The sequence below is a fragment of the Granulicatella sp. HMSC31F03 genome (assembly GCF_001807725.1).
Classification (GTDB): Bacteria; Bacillota; Bacilli; order Lactobacillales; family Aerococcaceae; genus Granulicatella; species Granulicatella adiacens.
On the sequence record NZ_KV790871.1, the window covers coordinates 23,845 to 42,395 of the forward strand.

Sequence of the window (18,551 nt, forward strand, 5' to 3'; positions counted from 1 at the left end):
CAAGGGATTTCCTTGCTGACCTTAATTTTTTATGCATTCAATTGTTTTGTAATGTCTACGATTTCGTCGATTAAACCACCGATTGTTGCAATCGTATCTTTCAGTGGTGCATCTGTTGAGACATCCACGCCTGCTGCTTTGGCAAGCTCTTCTGCACTCTTCGTTCCGCCCATCTTCAATACTTCTACCCAAGTATTTGCCACACTTGAATCTTTTTGAATCATTTTCGCCACTTGTGTACCAATTGTTAACCCAGCTGAGTAAGTGTATGAATAGAGTCCCATGTAGTAATGCGGTTGACGCATCCATGTTAACTCTGCTCCTTTGGTAAGAACCACTTCTGGTCCCCAGAATTTCGCAAGAGTTTCTCTAAATAAATCATTTAACGTATCTGCGTCTAAGCTCTTACCTGCATCCACTAAGCGGTATACTTCGCGTTGGAAGTACGCTTCTAATAAGTGAGTCACAAAGTTATGGTAGTACGTTTTAGCGACCATTTGAGAAATAATCCAACGTTTCATACGTAAGTCATCTCCCGCTTTGTTCTTCAAGTAGAACTCAACTAATAATTCGTTTGTTGTAGATGGAGCTTCCACAAAGTACATACTTGGACGACCATCTAGAATATTTTGGTGTTTATACGCTAATTGGAAGTGACCTGCGTGGCCTAATTCATGCGCTAATGTCATGCAGTCATTCATATCTTCTGTAAAGAACATTAAGATAAATGAGTTTGCCCCGTAAGGTGATGAACAGAACGCCCCAGTACGTTTACCAATTGTTTCAGCATAGTCGATCCAACGATTGTCGAAGGCTTCCTTCATAATCTTGAGGTAATCTTCTCCTAGAGGTTCTAATCCTTCTAAGATGTATCGTTTTGCTTCGTCATACGTTACTTTGGCCGCGTATGTTGGATCTACTTCCAGTTTCAAGTCTTCGTAGCGCACTTCATCCAATTGATAGATTTCTTTGATGAGGCGTGCAAATTTACGCATATGTGGCGCCAATTCTTCCATGATGACATCGATTTGACGGTCGTATAATTCACGAGAAACTTTTTGACGGTCTAATAAATAATCAATCACTGAATCGAATCCGCGCAATGTTGCCATTGTTTTTTCTTTTTGAATTTGTGTGTTATACGCTGAAGCTGTGCTGTGTTGGTATTTGCGTAATGTGTCGCTAAATACTTTAAAGGCTTCACGACGGATTGCTGTATTTGGTTCAGATTGCATACGTCCTTCGAAGCTGTTGTAGGTCATCGGAATCACTTGTCCGTCTGCTTCTACATCTGGGAAGTGCATATCTTTAAATTTGATATCATTATAAGCTTGGTAACCGGCATCTAAAGTATTTCCTAAAGCAGCTAGAGTTGCTTCGACGTCTTTTGATAATAAATGTTTTTTATCTTCTAAGAGACGTTCGATATATAAGGCATCTTCTTTATTCAAGCGTGCTTCTTCTAATACTGCATCATCCAATTGGCTTAATTCAGATTCAAAGAAACTTAATTTAGCATCTAATCCTGCTAACACTGTACGTGTTTGAGCAGCACGTGTTTGTGCCTCTTTGTCTTTTGTATTCGCGCTCACAGCAAGGTTGCAATACACAGAAATTTTACCGCGTTGTTCTAATAAGGTACGGTATGTAGCTAAACCAGCATTCACTTGGTGTGCCGTTGTAATGTTTCCTTCGTATTCTTTTTGGAAAGCATCTACTTTTCCTTTTAAGTCTTCTAACGCTTTGTTAAAAGCTTCTTCTGTTTCAAACAAATGCGATAAGTCCCATGTTTGATTTACGTCTACTTGACTTCTTTCAATCATACTCTCACTTCACTTTCTAAAATCGTACTCCCATTGTACCATAGTTTTCATCTGATTTTCAGAAAATTTTAATTTATTTCAATAAAAAAGTGCTACAGCCTTGAGACTGTAACACTCTGCATTTCTTATTAACGTAGCGCACCAATAGCACGTGCGATTTCTTCATTAGAACTTCCTGGTTTAATATCGAAAGTTCCAGTCCAGATGTTTTCAGCAATGTTATTTGTTGTTAAGTAATCAACAAATTCTTTGGCACTCTTAATCAATCCAGCTTTTTCTAATTTTTCAGCAACATCATTTGATGATTCACCTTCTTCAACTGTAATAGATACAGGTTTTGAAGATTGAGTAGTTGCTGCTTCTGTTGTTGAAGCTTGAGTCGTAGCTGAAGCACTTGTTGATGATGCTTTACTACTTGATTCTTTTTCAGCTAATAAAGATTCGTAAGCGGCTTTATAGCTTGCTTCATTTGCTCCTTCAGTAACGATTGGCAAATTCACTGCATCTAATTGGCTTTTCAATGATTGTGGAACTAATGGCCAAATCACTGTTACCAATGCTAAAATTAACGCTGCTACTAAGAAGCCCATTCCTAAAGAACGAAATTTCGTTTTACTCATGTTCTTCTTCCTCCTTATTTCGCATCTGCTTCAAAATAATTATCAATCACTAATTGTACTGTTGAAACAGGTACATTCAATTGCTCAGAAATTGTTTCTACTGAATTTCCATGGCTAAATAATGTAATAATTTGTTGTTTAGTTACATTGTGTAGACGACCAGATTCTTCCACAGCAACTTCTTCTACTGTAGTTACTTCTTCTTCAACAGGAGTCGTTTCTTGAACTACCTCTAAAACTGGTTTTTCAGCTACACGGACTTCTGCTTGTTTTGCAGCGCGAACTTCTTCGTAAGTTGGCTCAACTGATGGTCCTTTGTAAACAGTTGTTCCTTCTAATTCTTGAATTTTTTTCTTTAATGAATATACTTCACGATTTAATTCTAATAAACCTTCCGCTAATTCATCAATCTCCTCTTCATTTTGATTATCCTTTAAGAATAGTGAAATGAATAAGAAAAATACTGCTAATGCTAATAACGCTAGAACTACAACCCATACGTGCATTTTTTCACCTCATTAAATAATATTTTTTTCCTTTCATCCTATTTTAAATAATGTTAGAGAAAATATCAAGGTTCACGGCAGAGTTTATCATTTTGTTAAGCATTTGTCATAATGTGAAATATATTGATGTTTTACTGAAAAATAAAAATCTTTACCTTATTTCATCCGAATGGAATGAGCAGGTAAAGATTTTTCATTTATCCGAATCCGTCATTTATTGATTGATTCGTTTTTCTTTTTGACTTAATACTAATAAATTTTCTCGAAGTTCTTGCTCCATTTGTGTCAATTCATATTCTGCTTTTCTACGTTTTTGTCTTCCTTCTTGTTGAATCAAGATCGTTTCTTCTAACGTTTCAATTAAGTCTTGTTGTGTCTTTTGAAGTGTTTCTAAATCGATAATACCTCGTTCATTTTCACGAGCTGTTTCAATCGTCGAAATTTTCAACATTTCCGAATTCTTTTGAATTAATTGGTTCGTTGTTTCAGACACTTGTCGTTGCGCTGTAACCGCATCTTTTTGACGAAGTAATGTCATTGCAATCGCAATTTGATTTTTCCATAAAGGAATCGTTGTTGTAATAGAAGATTGAATTTTTTCTGCTAATGTTTGATTTGTATTTTGAATTAAGCGAATTTGTGGCGCTTGTTGAATCGTCATCTGGCGCGTTAATTTCAAGTCGTGATTTCTTTTTTCCAAACGATCAAGGAACTGATGCAAATCATTAACGGTTTGTACATCCATTTGGTCTCCAGTTTCTTGGGCTTTCTTCATGGCTTCAGGAATTAATTGTTGTTGCATTTCTTCAATTTTCAATTCCCCTGCAGCAATATAGATGCTTAATGCTTCAAAAAATTCTTTATTCCGTTGATAGAGCTGTTCAAGAGATAAATTATCATTTAATAAGCCATTTTTTTCATGGTCTAATTTCACAGCAATCTTATCTACTTGAGATCCAACTTCTTGATATTTCGATTGCATTTCGTAAATAGATTTCTTCACACGTCCAAAAATTTTACGGAAAATATTAGAGTCCTCTGCCACTAAATCTTGTGGATTCGTCTCGTTTAGGCGCATCATCAATTCATTTAAGGTGTCGCCAATTTCGCCAGTATCTTTATTTTGAACATGAGCAAGCATTGAATGTGAAAACTCCCCTAATTGCTTTTGAGCTCCCGCACCATAACTAATAATGGCTTGCATATTCTTTTCATCGATTTGTTTCGCTAAAGCTCGAGCCTGTTCTTGTTGTTTCTCGGGCAATGAATCCACCAAAGCCTTTTGTGGTTCTACTTGTTCTTGTGGAAAATCAGCCGAAACATCTTGTAAACTTGTATTTTTCACAACATCCTCACCAAAGGGATTTTGAATGAGGGCATCTACCATGCTAGTTTTTTCTTCTGTCATTTTATTTTGCTCCTTTACCTTTTTCTAGAATCTTTCGAGAGACATAGTCCATTTCTGCTTCAGAATTTTGAATTCTATCTTCTTGGAAATGTAAATAATCTTCTTCTAACTTCTCACAAGTGAGTTCAATCTTTTCAGCCAATTCTTGCAACGTTTGATAAGTTTCACTTCCTTTAACGGGTTGCTCACTCATCTTCCGGTAAGCTGAGGTCATTTCTTTTAGCGAAGGTACACAAGTATGCACAAACAAATCTGCATCTGGTAATTTCTCTGGATTTGCCACAAGTTCTCTAAAGTAATCCTTCATTGTTATTGAAGTATTATAGCGATTCGCAATAATTCTGAGTTTTGTATATCCTTGGATATTGTCCTCAATTTCGTTGATTTGATCTTTTACGACCGCCATTTTTTGTCTGAAATATTCAATATCCTGTTTGGAAAGTCCAGATTGTTCATACCCTTCTTGTACTTTAGTGGAAGTCTTTTTCAAAGGTTTCTTTGTTTTTTCAAAAAATGATTGAACCTCCATCTCTCGAGGAAATAGAACAAAAAAGAAAATGGCAAGTAATAAAACAGTTACTACTATCCCTTTTTTCATTGAGCCATCCACATAATCCGCCAATCTATACGTTAACAAGATAAAAAAGCTCAATTTTATTAGTCTAAACCACTGTTTCATGGCATTCCCTCCTTATAGCATTATTGTATCATTCTCATCTTGTTAAACATGGTACTTAAGGCCGATTTTTATATGATTTTTATTCAAAAAAACTGAGCCGAATTTCTCAGGCTCAGTTAAAATTTTACTATTCTGCTTCCGGAACTAATGCTTCTGGGAAGTGTTCACGCACAATTGCTGCACAACGATGACATAAAGTTGGCGCATCTTCTAATGTTCCTACTTCAATCTTCACAGCACGGCAACGTTCACAAGTTTCACCTTTGGCATGTTCAACAACGACTTTCACGCCTTCGCCTTCAACAGCATTCGATGGAGCTTCAACTCCTTCTTGAGCCACTTCTAATTCACTGACGATGAATAATTGAGCGACATTGGTGTTTAAGCCCTCTAATAAAGCACGAACTTCATTAGATGGGTAAAGCGTTACTTTTGCCTCGAAGTTCTTACCGATTAATTTCTCGTTACGAGCTTCTTCTAAAGCTTTCAAAGCAGTGTTACGAACTTTGAAGAATTCAGCCCATTGTGTTAATACTTCTTCTTTGTTTTCGTAATTTTCAACTGCTGGGAAATCAGCTAATTGAACATAAGCTTCTTCTTCCTTCAAGTGTTTCCAAACTTCTTCACTCGTGTGAACTAAGATTGGACTTAGTAATTTCGTTAATTTCACTAAAATATCGTAGATGACTGTTTGCATTGCACGACGTTCGTAGTTATCTTCATGTTCGATATACACAACGTCTTTTGCAAAGTCTAAGTAAAATTGTGATAAATCAACGGTACAGAAGTTCATCACTGTTTGGTAAATAGTTGAGAACTCGTAGCTTTCATACGCTTCTTCAATAGTTTTCACAACATCATTGAAACGAATCATCATGTATTGGTCCACACTACGTAGGTCTTTAAACGCTACGGCATGTTTAGATGGTTCGAAGTCTGTAGTGTTCGCTAACATAAAGCGCATTGTGTTACGAATCTTACGGTATGCTTCAGAGACTTGGTTTAAGATTTCAGTACTGATACGTACGTCTGATTCATAGTCCACAGAAGATACCCATAGACGAATAATGTCTGCCCCTTTTGTTTGCATCTCTTTTGCAGGTGAGATGACGTTTCCTAGAGATTTACTCATCTTCTTGCCTTCCCCGTCCATTACGAACCCTTGAGAAAGAACTGCTTTATAAGGCGCTTGTTTATGAACCGCTACACTTGTTGTTAAACTTGAGTTGAACCATCCACGGTATTGGTCTGATCCTTCTAAGTATAAATCAGCTGGGAATGTTAATTCTGGGCGAATGCTTAATACACCAGCGTGTGAGCTACCTGAGTCGAACCATACGTCCATGATGTCCATTTCTTTTGTAAATGTACCATTTGGACTGCTTGGATGTGTAAATCCTTCTGGTAATAGGTCTTTTGCTTCGCGTTCGAACCATACGTCAGAACCGAATTCTTCCACTAATTTAGCAACGTGTTCTGTTGTTTCTGGAGTGATGATTGGTTCTCCGTTTTCAGCGTAGAATACAGGAAGTGGAACCCCCCATACACGTTGACGAGAGATAACCCAGTCACCACGGTCACGAACCATATTATAAATACGGACTTGTCCAGATGGGTGATACCATTTCACATCATTTTCAATCACATCTAAGATATCTTGACGGAACGCATCGATTGACGCAAACCATTGTGGAGTTGCACGGAAGATAACTGGTTTCTTCGTTCTCCAGTCATGTGGGTAACTATGCACGAAATAGCTTAGTTTTAGTAATGAACCATTTTCAGCTAACATGTCTGTAATGACTTTGTTAGCTTTAGCATAGAACATTCCTTCAAAACCAGGAGCTTCCGCCGTGTAATGACCTTGGTTATCCACTGGTGATAATACATCTAAGTTGTATTTACGTGAATAGTAGAAGTCGTCTTCCCCGTGTCCAGGAGCTGAGTGAACTAAACCAGTACCCGCATCAAGCGTTACGTAGTCCCCTAGCATCACTAGTGATTCACGTTCGTAGAATGGATGCCATGCTGTTGCATATTCCAATTCAGTTCCACGGAATTCTTTTACTACTTCCACTGATTCCCAACCAAGAGTTTCAGCAAGTGAGTTCACTAATTCTTTCGCTACTACAAAAGTACCTTTTTCAGTTTTCACTTCTGCATATACATAGTCAGGATGTACGAAAATCCCTAAGTTTGCTGGGAGTGTCCAAGGAGTTGTTGTCCAAATAACGAATGACGCATCATCAGATACAACACCTTTTCCGTCTTTCACTTTGAACGCCACATAAATAGATGGGCTTTCTACGTCTTTATATTCAATTTCAGCTTCCGCAAGTGAAGATTCACTTGATGGAGACCAATAAATAGGTTTTAACCCTTTGTAAATATAGCCGTTTTCCGCCATTTTACCAAATACACGAATTTGTTCTGCTTCGAATTCTGGTTGAAGTGTTAGGTACGGATTATCCCATGTACCCGTAACCCCTAAACGTTTAAATTCCGCACGTTGGTTGTCCACTTGACGTAATGCGTATTCCGCACATAATTTACGGAATTCAGCAATTGATAATTTTTTACGGTCAACCCCTTCAGCATTCGCAAGAGCTTGCTCGATTGGAAGTCCATGTGTATCCCATCCTGGAACATACGGTGCACGGAATCCGCTCATTGATTTACTACGAACAATAAAGTCCTTCGAAATTTTATTTAAGGCATGTCCCATATGAAGTGCACCATTAGCATATGGTGGTCCATCATGAAGAACGAATGATGGTTTCCCTTCATTCTTCGCTTGACGTTGTCCGTATACATCGGCTTCTTCCCATTCTTTTTGATATTCTACTTCTTTTGTTGGTAAGTTCCCACGCATTGGAAATTCTGTTTTCCCAATTTGTAAGGTTTCCTTCATTTTCATCAATTTTCCTCCTTAATTAGACTTCTTTTTCAATCATTTTCCTAAAAACATAAAAAAGCCCCTGCAAACAGCAGGGGCGAAATCAATTCCGCGGTACCACCCATATTTACAAATGATATTCATTTGCCTAGGTAAATTGTTAACGCCATTTAAGCGACCCTTCTTAATCTATCATGTATTTCAGAAAAGTTTCCAAGAGATGATTCTTGCTATAAACAGGGACTGCCAACCTTCCACCTACAATCGACTCTCTACAAAGTATATTTATACAAGTTGTTCTCTTCATTGAACAGATAAATTTTACGCTATTTCAAAATATTTTGCAACCTTTTACTTTTTTAAAAGGAGAAAACCGGCTCACATTGTGAACCGGTTTGAGGGCAGACTATTTTTCATGATTATAAGGGCTGGTTAGGTGGGCCCTTATAGGCAATGATTGTTTCTTTCCTATTCTCTTTTTTTACCTTTTTTCGTAAAGATTAATCCTAATCCACCGAGTGAAGCTAGGATTGCTCCTACTAGACCTGGAGTTGCATCCTCAATACCTGTATTTGGTAAAGCTTCTTTTTCAGATTTAGCACTTGCTTGTTGAGCAGGAGCTGCAGGTGTTTTAACACCTTCATTTGCTGCAGCAACCACACCACCACGATTTGCTTGAGTACCAGAATCTACTTGAGTAGAAGAATTATCTGGAGTTGATGGATTCACCGGTGCTGTAGGATTGCTTGGTGTTGAAGGATTAGAAGGAACTACTGGATTACTTGGTGTAGCAGGCGATGCAGTTTTAAATGTTACTGCATATAAACTAAAGTGACCTACATGTAATGTTACTGAATTACCTTCCCCTTTAGTAAACTTAATTGGGCTAGCGGTTTCTCTATCATCAGTTACAAAGTATGCATTATCCACTTCTTTATCTACTGGGAAAGTAACTTTTGCTTCTCCATTTACCGCTACAGCACTTCCATCTTTTGCTGCAAAAGTAATTTCATAAGCTTGGTATTCTTTTCCATCAAGACTCTTAATCGTTCCACTTACCTTTTCAACCTTAAGCATCTTAATCTTCTTATCCAAGTATTTGGTTGGAACTTCAACAACAACTGGAGTATCTCCATTTTCGTCTTCAAATCTCGCAATACCTGTCTTCTTATCAATCGTTACCTTCACACCTTCTGTTTCGTATAGAGGTAATTCGATGTTTGGTTGATTTGGAGTTGGTTTTTCTGGATCTGGAGTTGGTTTTTCTGGATCTGGAGTTGGCTTCTCTGGATCTAGAGTTGGCTTCTCTGGATCTGGAGTTGGCTTCTCTGGATCTGGAGTTGGCTTCTCTGGATCTGGAGTTGGTTTCTCTGGGTCTGGATTTGGTTGAGGCTCTTCCGTTTCCTTCACTTCTTTCAACTCTTCCACTAATCGTTGAACCGCATTTGGTGTCAATAGATTTTGTCCAGCAAGTCCTTCTTTATAAGCAATGAGACCAGCTAAGTATTCTTTCACTTCTTTACGGTCAATTTTACTTACTCGATCGATTTCTGCTTTAAGCGCTGACTCATCTACTGGAGTATCGGCTTCTACTGGTAATACAAAACGTAATTCTGCAGCAGAAATATGTCCATAGTCCCCATAAGTTTCATTACCAGTAAAGATAGCTTTCTTCACTTTAATTGGAGCACCAAAATTAACAACTTTCGTCTTAGCATCATTTCTCCAACCTTGGAAGCTAAAGTGATGTTCCTTGTCATTTTCATCAATAACTGTTAAACTTCCGCTCATCACTCGTCCATTTGCACCAGATTGTCTTGGTACATATTCAAAACGAGTTGATTCTAGTGGAGTCTTAAATGTTACTTTAAGAGATTGTCCTAAACTGTCAACTCCATATGGTGTATGCCACAATGTATTTGGATTATTATCAAACGCATAGTATGGATTATCTACATTTTCATAAGGAGCTTCAATTCCTCCGTCTTCAATATCATCCCAAGTAGGAGTTGTACGTTTTTCTTGAAGAGCGTCTTTTGCTTCTTGTACTCTTTGTACTAAAGCTTTTGCATCTTCAATACTAATATCATCTTCAGCTTCTAATAGAGCAGCAACTGCATCTTTATAAGCATTTAGAGATTCAGATTTGTAATTTCCGTTAACGACTGGTGTGTTCTTTTCAAATGCATCATCAACAATCATCTTACCAGTTAACTTAATTTCTTCAATTTCGAGGTTATCCATCATGAAGTCTTTATAACCTTTGAAGTTGATTTCGTTATTATTTGTGTCACCTTTTGTATCAGCACCACGAGCATTTGAGTAAATACCAACCCAAGTGTTTCCACCTTTTTCACCTGTTACGTAGAAGCTTACTCTCTTAGGTTTTGAAGATTTTTCCCAAGTATTTTCTAAATCGTATTTTGTTAATTTACTACGACGACTATTTTCTCCATTACCAATTACGAATGAGTATGCTCCATTAGATCCTGCTTCGTAATCGAATGTTACTTTATAAGTTTTACCTTCTTCAAAGCGGAAGTTTTGAGGAATTGTTTGGTAAACAAGTTTATCATATCCTGATAAACCATTTGTCTTCAATGACCAATCCCCTTTAATTACGTCGTTGACTTTCTTACCATTCCATCCACGTTGAGTATATGGTTCATGTTTTTCAGATAAGTGAGTTCGGTTATCTTGAACCCCTTCTACATCCCCAACTACAAATGGGAAGATTCCTTGAGGCACCTCTTCAAAGTTTTGTTTGAATTTACCAGAACCTGTATCGTGGTTATCACCATACATGACTGATTTATTTTCAAACACACGAATTTCATCGAAGTAAGTTGCTATTTCATCAGCATCACGACCAAGTTCTAATGTTACGTTAGAAACATCATCCCCTGTAGTAAAGTATACATACATATTTTGGAAGTAACTTGTATTATCGATTGTTGCATTCTTTTTCAATGTGTTATGAGCATGTGCTTGAACATAGTTTTTCGCAATTGATTTATTCGTGTAATTTGAAATTACTTTATCGCCAACGCGAACTGTAATATCTGCACGAGCATCACTACGGTTATCTACCCCTACATAAACTGCATATTTCGTATTTGGTTTCAAATCAGTTAATCGTTGTTTCAAGGTTACTCTTTCTTTGTTTCCTTGAATACGAAGCATTTCGTTTGCACCTTGAGATTTCACAATTTCTGCATGTTCTGCATCTCCTGTTTTTTCCCAATGATCTAATGTTCCACTGTTGAAACCTTGGTCGTAGATGTGTAATCCTTCACTCCATACCATTGTCTTTTTGCCTTGAGGAGCTTTATAAAGTACATATGGTTGGTATGCGTCCCCTGTAATTTGAACCTTACGATCTGCGCCAACTGTTAATTCAACAACATCTTGTTTTCCTTGGTCTGTTAAACGATAGAGGTATACTTTATCTCCAGTCCAATCTTCAGGAAGTGTCCATTCAGTTGTTCCAGTTGTGTTTGTAAAGAAGTACATTTTTTCTTTGTCACCTGTTAAAGGTTTACCATTTTCATCCCAGTTCCATGGAACTAAATAGCTACCATCATTTTCGATGACACGGCCATTTAATGTCGTCACACGTTTACGGTAATCTGGACTATTTGGATCATTGGATTGACGAACGATTTTCACTTCGTCCCCTTTGTCATTTGTTAAATGTACTTCCATTTCTGGTGTCCACTTATAGTTTTGACCGTTATCGCTCATTGCAACTGGGTTTCCATTAATCCATTTAGATACTTTGTAGTGTTGAAAATACTTCGTCATAATGTTGTTTTCGAAGAGGTTACGAATATATCCTTCGTAGTCGCTTCGACCTTGCCATCCTTCGAAGTCTTTCATATTATATCCACCAAGTAATGGATAGTTTGCTGCTCCACCGTAGCTTGGATAGTCTCCCACCCATGAATCTTTTTGGTGGTTACGGATGAATCGAGTGATATTTGAGTTAATTCCTTTCAGTGTATATCCACCGTAAGTTAAGTCAGCTGCCCAGTGTTGGAATGTTGAATCATATTCCGCACCATAACCCCACTCAATTGTCATTCTCCAACCTTGAGAATTAATTTCTTTAGAGATGATATGAGTTGGCCAAGCAGAGTTATCTCCTGATTGTCCATTACCCCATACGTCTAGATAAATGAAATCAAGTCCTTCTCCTAATTTTTCTTTCAATTCTTTCCAACGTTGTAGACGGTTGTGAGCTAAGTCATAGCTAGCATCAATATTAATCCCTTGGTCTAACCAGTTCCAACCATACATGTAAGTTCCGTCTGGATTCTTACGAAGAATCGCTTCACTAAAGTATTTAGACTCTGGATATGTTTCAGAAGCGTTTACGTGAATACCGATTTTCGCACCGTATTCTCTTGCTCTTGCTAACAGTTTCTTGAAGTCTTCAACCCCACCAATTCTCTTACCGATATCTGCATAGTTTAAGTGACCTGAGTCGTGACCTTCACTACCATATCCTTTAAGAAGGATTGATTGACCTAAGCCATCTGTGTGTAAGTTAATCTTCTTAATACCATCTAAAGTCATTAAGAATGGGTTTTGCGCTTGAGAAGCGAAGTTCATCGCAATACGATAAGCGACTAAATCTGGAACAGATTCTGCCCCTTTTGGATTGTTCATGATATTACGATATGCAATCGCACCATCTTGCCAGTCCACGACATTATCTTTATTTAAATCTTTTGTAATAACAACTTTTGAACTTGGTAATTCTAAAGTATATTCAGGGTATACCAAATTCTTATAAGCACGTTGATACCAATAAGGTGAACTTTGAATTCCTAAGTAGTTTACACCTTCAACTCTTTGTAATGCAGTAGTTAGACGTGCAAAGTCATTTCCTTGATAAGTGAATTGTGAGTTACTCCAAACAGATGCTGACAATTCATTTGAGGAAACAAATCCATACATAAATCCGTAAGTATACTCATTCATTTTTCCAGAGTGTAAATCTAAATGGTAATCTCCAGATCTATGAGTGTTTGTAGACATTTGAGCCCCATCAAATTTGGCATTTTGTTTGTTAGAACCTACTGAAACAAGTGTATTTCCAGGGAATTCAATGGTTTGAATAAGTTTACGAACATTGTCTACCGGTTTGCCCATTTCAACGTTATTTTTATTGACTACTTTAGTAACGTCAAAATGCATTTCGTTTCCAACTAATTGTAATTTAACAGTAATCTCAGCATTGATGAATTCATCATCATTTCTTACTGTCATCACATACTCAGCTGTTTTATCGTCAATTTTACGATATTGAACTTCTGGTTTTACTAAAACGCCATTGATAGACATTTTATCAATTTTTTGAACTTGACCTGTTAATGTCTTACCATCTAATTCATATTCTTTCACACGTGGAAACGCAGTATCAATAATCGCTTTTAATGTTTCAGATTGTAGCGTTTCATAATGAACATCTTGGTCGTTTCTAGCAAGACCATCATCCACTGGATTATTTGGTTCATTATCTTGTCTTACATTTTCTTGGTTATCAGCTTTAATCGATACTGAAGTTAATTCTGATCCCCAAGTACCTGCTTTTAAGTAAACTTTTTTGATACCCGCTAAAGCATTTTTCACTGCCTCTGGGACAACCTCAGTACTAAATAAGTTTTGTCCATTATTCGTTGCGTTTAATTGACCATCTTTTTTATAAACAATAGAAAGATGATTTTCTTCACCAATAGCAGGCGCTTCTACACGAGTCTTGCTATACCAAGTGTTTACACCTGGTCCTTTGTATTGCCAGAACCAACCACCTTTGTCGTATCCTACAAAGATGTTGTTGTCATTATCTTTATACTTTAGATAGACACCAAATCGAGTTTCAGCAGGTGCCGTATTGGCTTTAAAGGTTAAATCAATGTTGACATTTCCTTCTTCATCTGCTTGTAAGCCTTGTTTTTCGAATAAAGCTTCATTGGCTCCGTTGTCATTAGATGATGTTGAAGTTAATTTATTGTAACGAACGCCACCTTCTTCAATAACTTCTACTTTCCCTTTTACTCTACTAGAAGAATCCCACTCTTTCGTTGGAGCTGTTTTTTCAGTTGCTTCTCTATTTTCTCCAGTAGCAGCTGTTGCAGCTTTTTCTTCTTCAGATTTTTTCTCTACTGTTTTATCTTCTTTTTCTTTTGCTTCCTCAGCTTTAGCACCTGTTTCAGTTTTACCCGTTTCAACATGTTCAGTTGCTGTTGCTTCAGTAGCTTTTTCTTCTTTATTGGTTACTTCTCCAGTTCCTTCTTGAGAAGTTGCTTCAGTACCTTCCTTGGCAGAAGCTTCCGTAACCGGTTTTTCTTCGGAGCTATTCTTAGGTGTCTGCGTGTCTGCTGCTGTTACTTCAGATACCGCTTCCCCTGATTTCTCCTCAGTATTTTGTACAGCTTCATGATTTGGCCCATTTTCAGTTGCAGTTGCAGTTGCAACGACTTCTGTTCCAGCTACTTCACTAGCAGAAACAGGTTGAAGTGTGCCAAAAAAGAAAGCCCCAATAATCACAGAACAAGTTCCGACCGTGAGCTTTCTTATAGAGAAGCGCTGTCTCTTCTCCATATTTTTATGTTTATACATAATACCCCTCCTTAATGTTATAAAAACGTTTCCATAAATAATTTTAGCATTTTAATAATCTTGGCACATGAACGTTCTTGCTCTTTACTTATACTTTTTTGCTCTTTTTTAAACCGCTTCCATTTTGTTTATTATTTAACAAAACTTAAACGCTAAAAAAATCCTTAGCACAAATAGTGCTAAGGACCTCATTTTATTTTTGTCCCATATCTTTGACTTTCATAATACGGGTAATGCTTGCGCGCTCATTTTCTTCAAGTTTCATTTCGATAAAGTAAATCGTTTCTTCTAGTTGAGGAATCAATCGATATTCAAGGGCATTTACACGACGTCTTGTTTTCTCGATTTCATCTGCAAGAAGTTGGCAAGTTTTTTCAATCTCTGTCAACTCTAGTAGATCATTTAACACATCTGAGATTTGCTCTACAGAATCATCAATCTCACTATTTGAGTTCAAGTAACCATATTTGAAGTCACTTTCCTCATTTTCATCTTTCACAGTGAAATTCATTTCTGGAACATATACACTCATAATGTTCTTTTCTTGAAGATCTAAGGATACGCTTTGTGGCGGAATCGCCACAAGCTCTTCAATGAACGCTTCTTCTAATGTTGCTTTCGCAAGAACAAAGCTCTTCATTCCTTCTACGAGACGAGTTTCAACCGCCTCACGTAACGCATTATTTTTTCGAATTAATTCGATGAACTGACGCATTAACTCATCTTGTTTATCCTTCAGGAGTTTATGCCCCCTTTTTGACACGACAAGACGATGCTTTAATTTCGTCAATTCCATTCGGGTTGGTTTGACATTCAATCGTGTCAAAGGAATCACTCCCCTTCCGGAAGATATTCATCTAATAACTCATCCTTAATCCGTTTCAATTCCGTACGTGGAAGGATTGATAAGAGTTCCCACCCAAGGTCTAATGTTTCTTGGATTGAACGGTTCGTGTAGAAACCTTGTCCAACATATTCACGTTCAAAGCGTTCTGTGAATTCTACATATTTCTTATCCGTTTTTGATAATGCAGATTCTCCTAATACAACTGCAAGTTCTTTGGCTTGTTTACCAGTCGCATAAGCCGCGAACAATTGGTTCATCGTTGGTGCGTGGTCCTTACGAGTTTTTCCTTCACCTGAACCTTTATCTTTTAGACGAGATAATGAAGGTAGTACATTAATTGGAGGTTGAATCCCTTGTTTATCAAGAGCACGGTCCAAAATGATTTGTCCTTCTGTGATGTATCCCGTTAAGTCAGGAATTGGGTGAGTAATATCATCTTCAGGCATTGAAAGGATTGGAATTTGCGTTACTGATCCTGGTTTTCCAACGATACGTCCTGCACGTTCGTAAATAGTAGAAAGGTTTGTATATAAGTAACCTGGATATCCACGACGTCCTGGAACTTCACGACGAGCCGCTGAAATTTCACGAAGCGCTTCACAATAGTTGGTCATGTCTGTCATGATAACCAGTACATGCATTCCTTTTTCAAAGGCTAAGTACTCAGCTGTTGTTAATGCGATTTTTGGAGTCGCAATACGTTCAATCGCTGGGTCGCTGGCTAAGTTTAGGAACATGACTGAACGGTCAATCGCCCCAGTCTTACGGAAATCTTCCATGAAGTATTCTGCTTCGTCGAAGGTAATCCCCATTGCAGCAAATACTACCGCGAATTTTTCGTCGCTATTTAATACAGTCGCTTGACGTGCGATTTGGGCTGCTAACTCTTTGTGAGGAAGCCCTGAACCAGAGAATACTGGTAATTTTTGTCCACGAACAAGAGTGTTCAAGTGGTCAATCGCAGAAATTCCTGTTTGGATGAATTCATCCGGATAGTCACGGGAAACTGGGTTAATCGCTTGTCCGTTTACGTCTAAAGTCGCTTCTGGAAGGATTTCTGGGCCGTCATCCATGACATTCCCCATCCCATCGAAAATACGACCAATCATGTCTTCAGATACGTTTAATGATAATGGTTTACCGCGGAAACGTACTTTTGTGTCACGAATGTTGATTCCGCTTGGTCCTTCGAAAATTTGAACCATTGCTTTATCTTCGTTTACTTCCAGTACTTGTCCATGACGTAATTCACCATTTTGTAATTGGATTTCAACCAACTCATCATATTTAACGCCTTCGACTTGTTCAACCATCATTAAAGGGCCAACAACTTCACTAATCGTACGATACTCTTTAAGCATGTGTCATCCCTCCATGTTGAATTGTTTTTTCGATATCTGTTTTAATTTGCTCTCTGATTTCATCGAAGCGAGCAATTTCAGATTCTGGAATATATTTTGAACGTGCGATACGGTCACGCACATCTTCTGTTCCGTCGATGATTTCAGCATAGTATGAACCGAGTTTCATCGCACGACGCGCTTCTTTTTCAAATGTTAAGATGAGTTCTAACATGCGATATTGTTTTTCACGAGAGGTGAATGTATCGACATCGTCAAACGCATTTTGTTGCAAGAAGTCTTCACGAAGCATTTTAGCGGTCATCATCGTTAGGCGGTCACGTTCAGATAATGATTCAAGACCAACTAAACGAACGATTTCTTCTAAGCTTGCTTCTTCTTGTAAAGTGTTCATGGCATGTTGCACATATTCAGACCAGTTTGCATGTACGTTTTCGTCCATGTATTTACCCACTTCTGGATCATACAATGAGTAAGATGTTAACCAGTTCATAGATGGGAAGTGACGTTTTTGGGCCAATGTTGCATCTAATCCCCAGAATACTTTGGCTACACGCAATGTATTTTGTGTAACAGGTTCTGAAGTATCTCCCCCTGGAGGTGATACGGCACCGATTGCTGTAATGGTACCTTCACGGCCATCGCTACCTAATGTTTCAACACGTCCAGCACGTTCGTAGTATTCTGCGATACGGCTTCCTAAGTATGCTGGGTAACCTTCGTCCCCTGGCATTTCTTCTAGACGTCCAGACATTTCACGAAGCGCTTCTGCCCAACGTGATGTTGAGTCCGCCATAATAGCTACGTTATATCCCATATCACGGAAGTATTCCGCAATCGTGATACCTGTATAAATAGACGCTTCACGAGCCGCTACAGGCATGTTAGAAGTGTTTGCGATTAAGATGGTACGTTCCATGATCGATTCGCCAGTTGTTGGGTCAATCAATTCTGGGAACTCATTCAATACGTCTGTCATTTCGTTTCCACGTTCTCCACAACCTACGTATACCACGATATCCACGTCTGCCCATTTTGCGATTTGGTGTTGCACCACTGTTTTACCAGCTCCGAATGGTCCTGGTACAGCTGCTGCTCCCCCTTTTGTTACTGGGAAGAAAGTATCGATAACACGTTGTCCTGTTAACATTGGAACTTCCGTATTTTTCTTTACTTTATAAGGACGACCACGACGTACTGGCCAACGTTGGATTAAGTTGAAATCACGTACGCCTGATTCTGTTTCGATTTGGTACACTGTATCTTCAATCTTGAAGTTTCCAGCTTCCACTTTTACTAATTTACCTTTCACACCGTAAGGCACCATGATTTTATGTTGTACAACTTTTGTTTCTTGTACATAACCGATAATGTCTCCGGCTTCTACTTCTTGACCCACAGCTAATGTAGGAATGAATTCCCACTCTTTTTCACGGTCAAGTGGATCCACATTTGTACCGCGGACTAAGAAGTCACTTTGTGATACTTCTTTAAATTTATTGAGGGGACGTTGAATCCCATCAAACATTTGAGATACAATCCCTGGCGCCAATTCAACAGATAATGCTTCCCCTGTTGTTTCGACGGGTTCTCCTGGTCCAATTCCTGAAGTTTCTTCATATACTTGAATCGATGCGATATCTTTACGCATTTCAATGATTTCACCGATAAGGCCTAAATGACCTACACGACAAATATCTTGAATATTCGCATCTTCCATTCCTTCAGCAGTCACAAGAGGACCTGATACTTTTACGATTCTTCCGATCTTCACTGAGGTACCT

Annotated in this window: 10 protein-coding genes; all 10 read right to left on the minus strand. The window is 38.1% G+C overall.

Going from position 1 to position 18,551, the window contains the following annotated elements:
* Positions 1–29: 29 nt before the first annotated feature.
* The 10 genes from pepF to HMPREF3106_RS08590 all read right to left on the minus strand — a co-directional run bounded on the left by pepF (position 30) and on the right by HMPREF3106_RS08590 (position 18,541).
* On the minus strand, positions 30–1,823 hold the full coding sequence (pepF, locus tag HMPREF3106_RS08545) for an oligoendopeptidase F (RefSeq protein ID WP_070445886.1): 1,794 nt from the start codon (positions 1,821–1,823) through the stop codon (positions 30–32).
* Between the two features lie 128 nt (positions 1,824–1,951).
* Entirely contained in the window at positions 1,952–2,443 is a 492-nt protein-coding gene (locus HMPREF3106_RS08550) for an endolytic transglycosylase MltG (protein ID WP_070445889.1), read from the minus strand.
* A 14-nt stretch (positions 2,444–2,457) separates the two neighbouring features.
* The gene (locus tag HMPREF3106_RS08555) at positions 2,458–2,949 is read right to left on the minus strand and encodes a helix-turn-helix domain-containing protein (RefSeq protein WP_005605026.1); all 492 of its coding nucleotides are present in this window, start codon (positions 2,947–2,949) and stop codon (positions 2,458–2,460) included.
* A gap of 214 nt (positions 2,950–3,163) precedes the next feature.
* Positions 3,164–4,357: a toxic anion resistance protein gene (locus HMPREF3106_RS08560; protein WP_049555793.1), complete on the minus strand. Its 1,194-nt coding sequence runs from the start codon at positions 4,355–4,357 to the stop codon at positions 3,164–3,166.
* 1 nt (position 4,358) lies between these two features.
* Positions 4,359–5,036 (minus strand): 5-bromo-4-chloroindolyl phosphate hydrolysis family protein, encoded by a 678-nt coding sequence (locus HMPREF3106_RS08565; RefSeq protein WP_049555794.1) that lies wholly within the window; start codon positions 5,034–5,036, stop codon positions 4,359–4,361.
* A gap of 127 nt (positions 5,037–5,163) precedes the next feature.
* Positions 5,164–7,953 (minus strand): isoleucine--tRNA ligase, encoded by a 2,790-nt coding sequence (ileS, locus tag HMPREF3106_RS08570; RefSeq protein WP_070445892.1) that lies wholly within the window; start codon positions 7,951–7,953, stop codon positions 5,164–5,166.
* A 447-nt stretch (positions 7,954–8,400) separates the two neighbouring features.
* Positions 8,401–14,559 carry a SpGH101 family endo-alpha-N-acetylgalactosaminidase gene (locus HMPREF3106_RS08575; protein ID WP_070445895.1) on the minus strand — a complete coding sequence of 2,053 codons (6,159 nt, stop codon included), beginning with the start codon at positions 14,557–14,559 and terminating at the stop codon, positions 8,401–8,403.
* Between the two features lie 193 nt (positions 14,560–14,752).
* Positions 14,753–15,385 (minus strand): V-type ATP synthase subunit D, encoded by a 633-nt coding sequence (locus tag HMPREF3106_RS08580; protein ID WP_083278681.1) that lies wholly within the window; start codon positions 15,383–15,385, stop codon positions 14,753–14,755.
* Positions 15,386–15,390: 5 nt separating this feature from the next.
* Positions 15,391–16,767, minus strand: coding sequence for a V-type ATP synthase subunit B (locus tag HMPREF3106_RS08585; protein ID WP_005605013.1), 1,377 nt, complete (start codon positions 16,765–16,767; stop codon positions 15,391–15,393).
* A complete protein-coding gene (locus tag HMPREF3106_RS08590; RefSeq protein ID WP_070445898.1) occupies positions 16,760–18,541 on the minus strand; it encodes a V-type ATP synthase subunit A in 1,782 nt (593 codons plus the stop codon). Before HMPREF3106_RS08590 ends, HMPREF3106_RS08585 begins: the two co-directional genes overlap by 8 nt.
* Positions 18,542–18,551: the final 10 nt, after the last annotated feature.

Bases quoted from the DNA above. Each gene is read 5' to 3' on its own strand.
- pepF (WP_070445886.1), bottom strand. From the start codon at position 1,823: ATGATTGAAAGAAGTCAAGTAGACGTAAATCAAACATGGGACTTATCG.
- HMPREF3106_RS08550 (WP_070445889.1), bottom strand. From the start codon at position 2,443: ATGAGTAAAACGAAATTTCGTTCTTTAGGAATGGGCTTCTTAGTAGCA.
- HMPREF3106_RS08555 (WP_005605026.1), bottom strand. From the start codon at position 2,949: ATGCACGTATGGGTTGTAGTTCTAGCGTTATTAGCATTAGCAGTATTT.
- HMPREF3106_RS08560 (WP_049555793.1), bottom strand. From the start codon at position 4,357: ATGACAGAAGAAAAAACTAGCATGGTAGATGCCCTCATTCAAAATCCC.
- HMPREF3106_RS08565 (WP_049555794.1), bottom strand. From the start codon at position 5,036: ATGAAACAGTGGTTTAGACTAATAAAATTGAGCTTTTTTATCTTGTTA.
- ileS (WP_070445892.1), bottom strand. From the start codon at position 7,953: ATGAAAATGAAGGAAACCTTACAAATTGGGAAAACAGAATTTCCAATG.
- HMPREF3106_RS08575 (WP_070445895.1), bottom strand. From the start codon at position 14,559: ATGTATAAACATAAAAATATGGAGAAGAGACAGCGCTTCTCTATAAGA.
- HMPREF3106_RS08585 (WP_005605013.1), bottom strand. From the start codon at position 16,767: ATGCTTAAAGAGTATCGTACGATTAGTGAAGTTGTTGGCCCTTTAATG.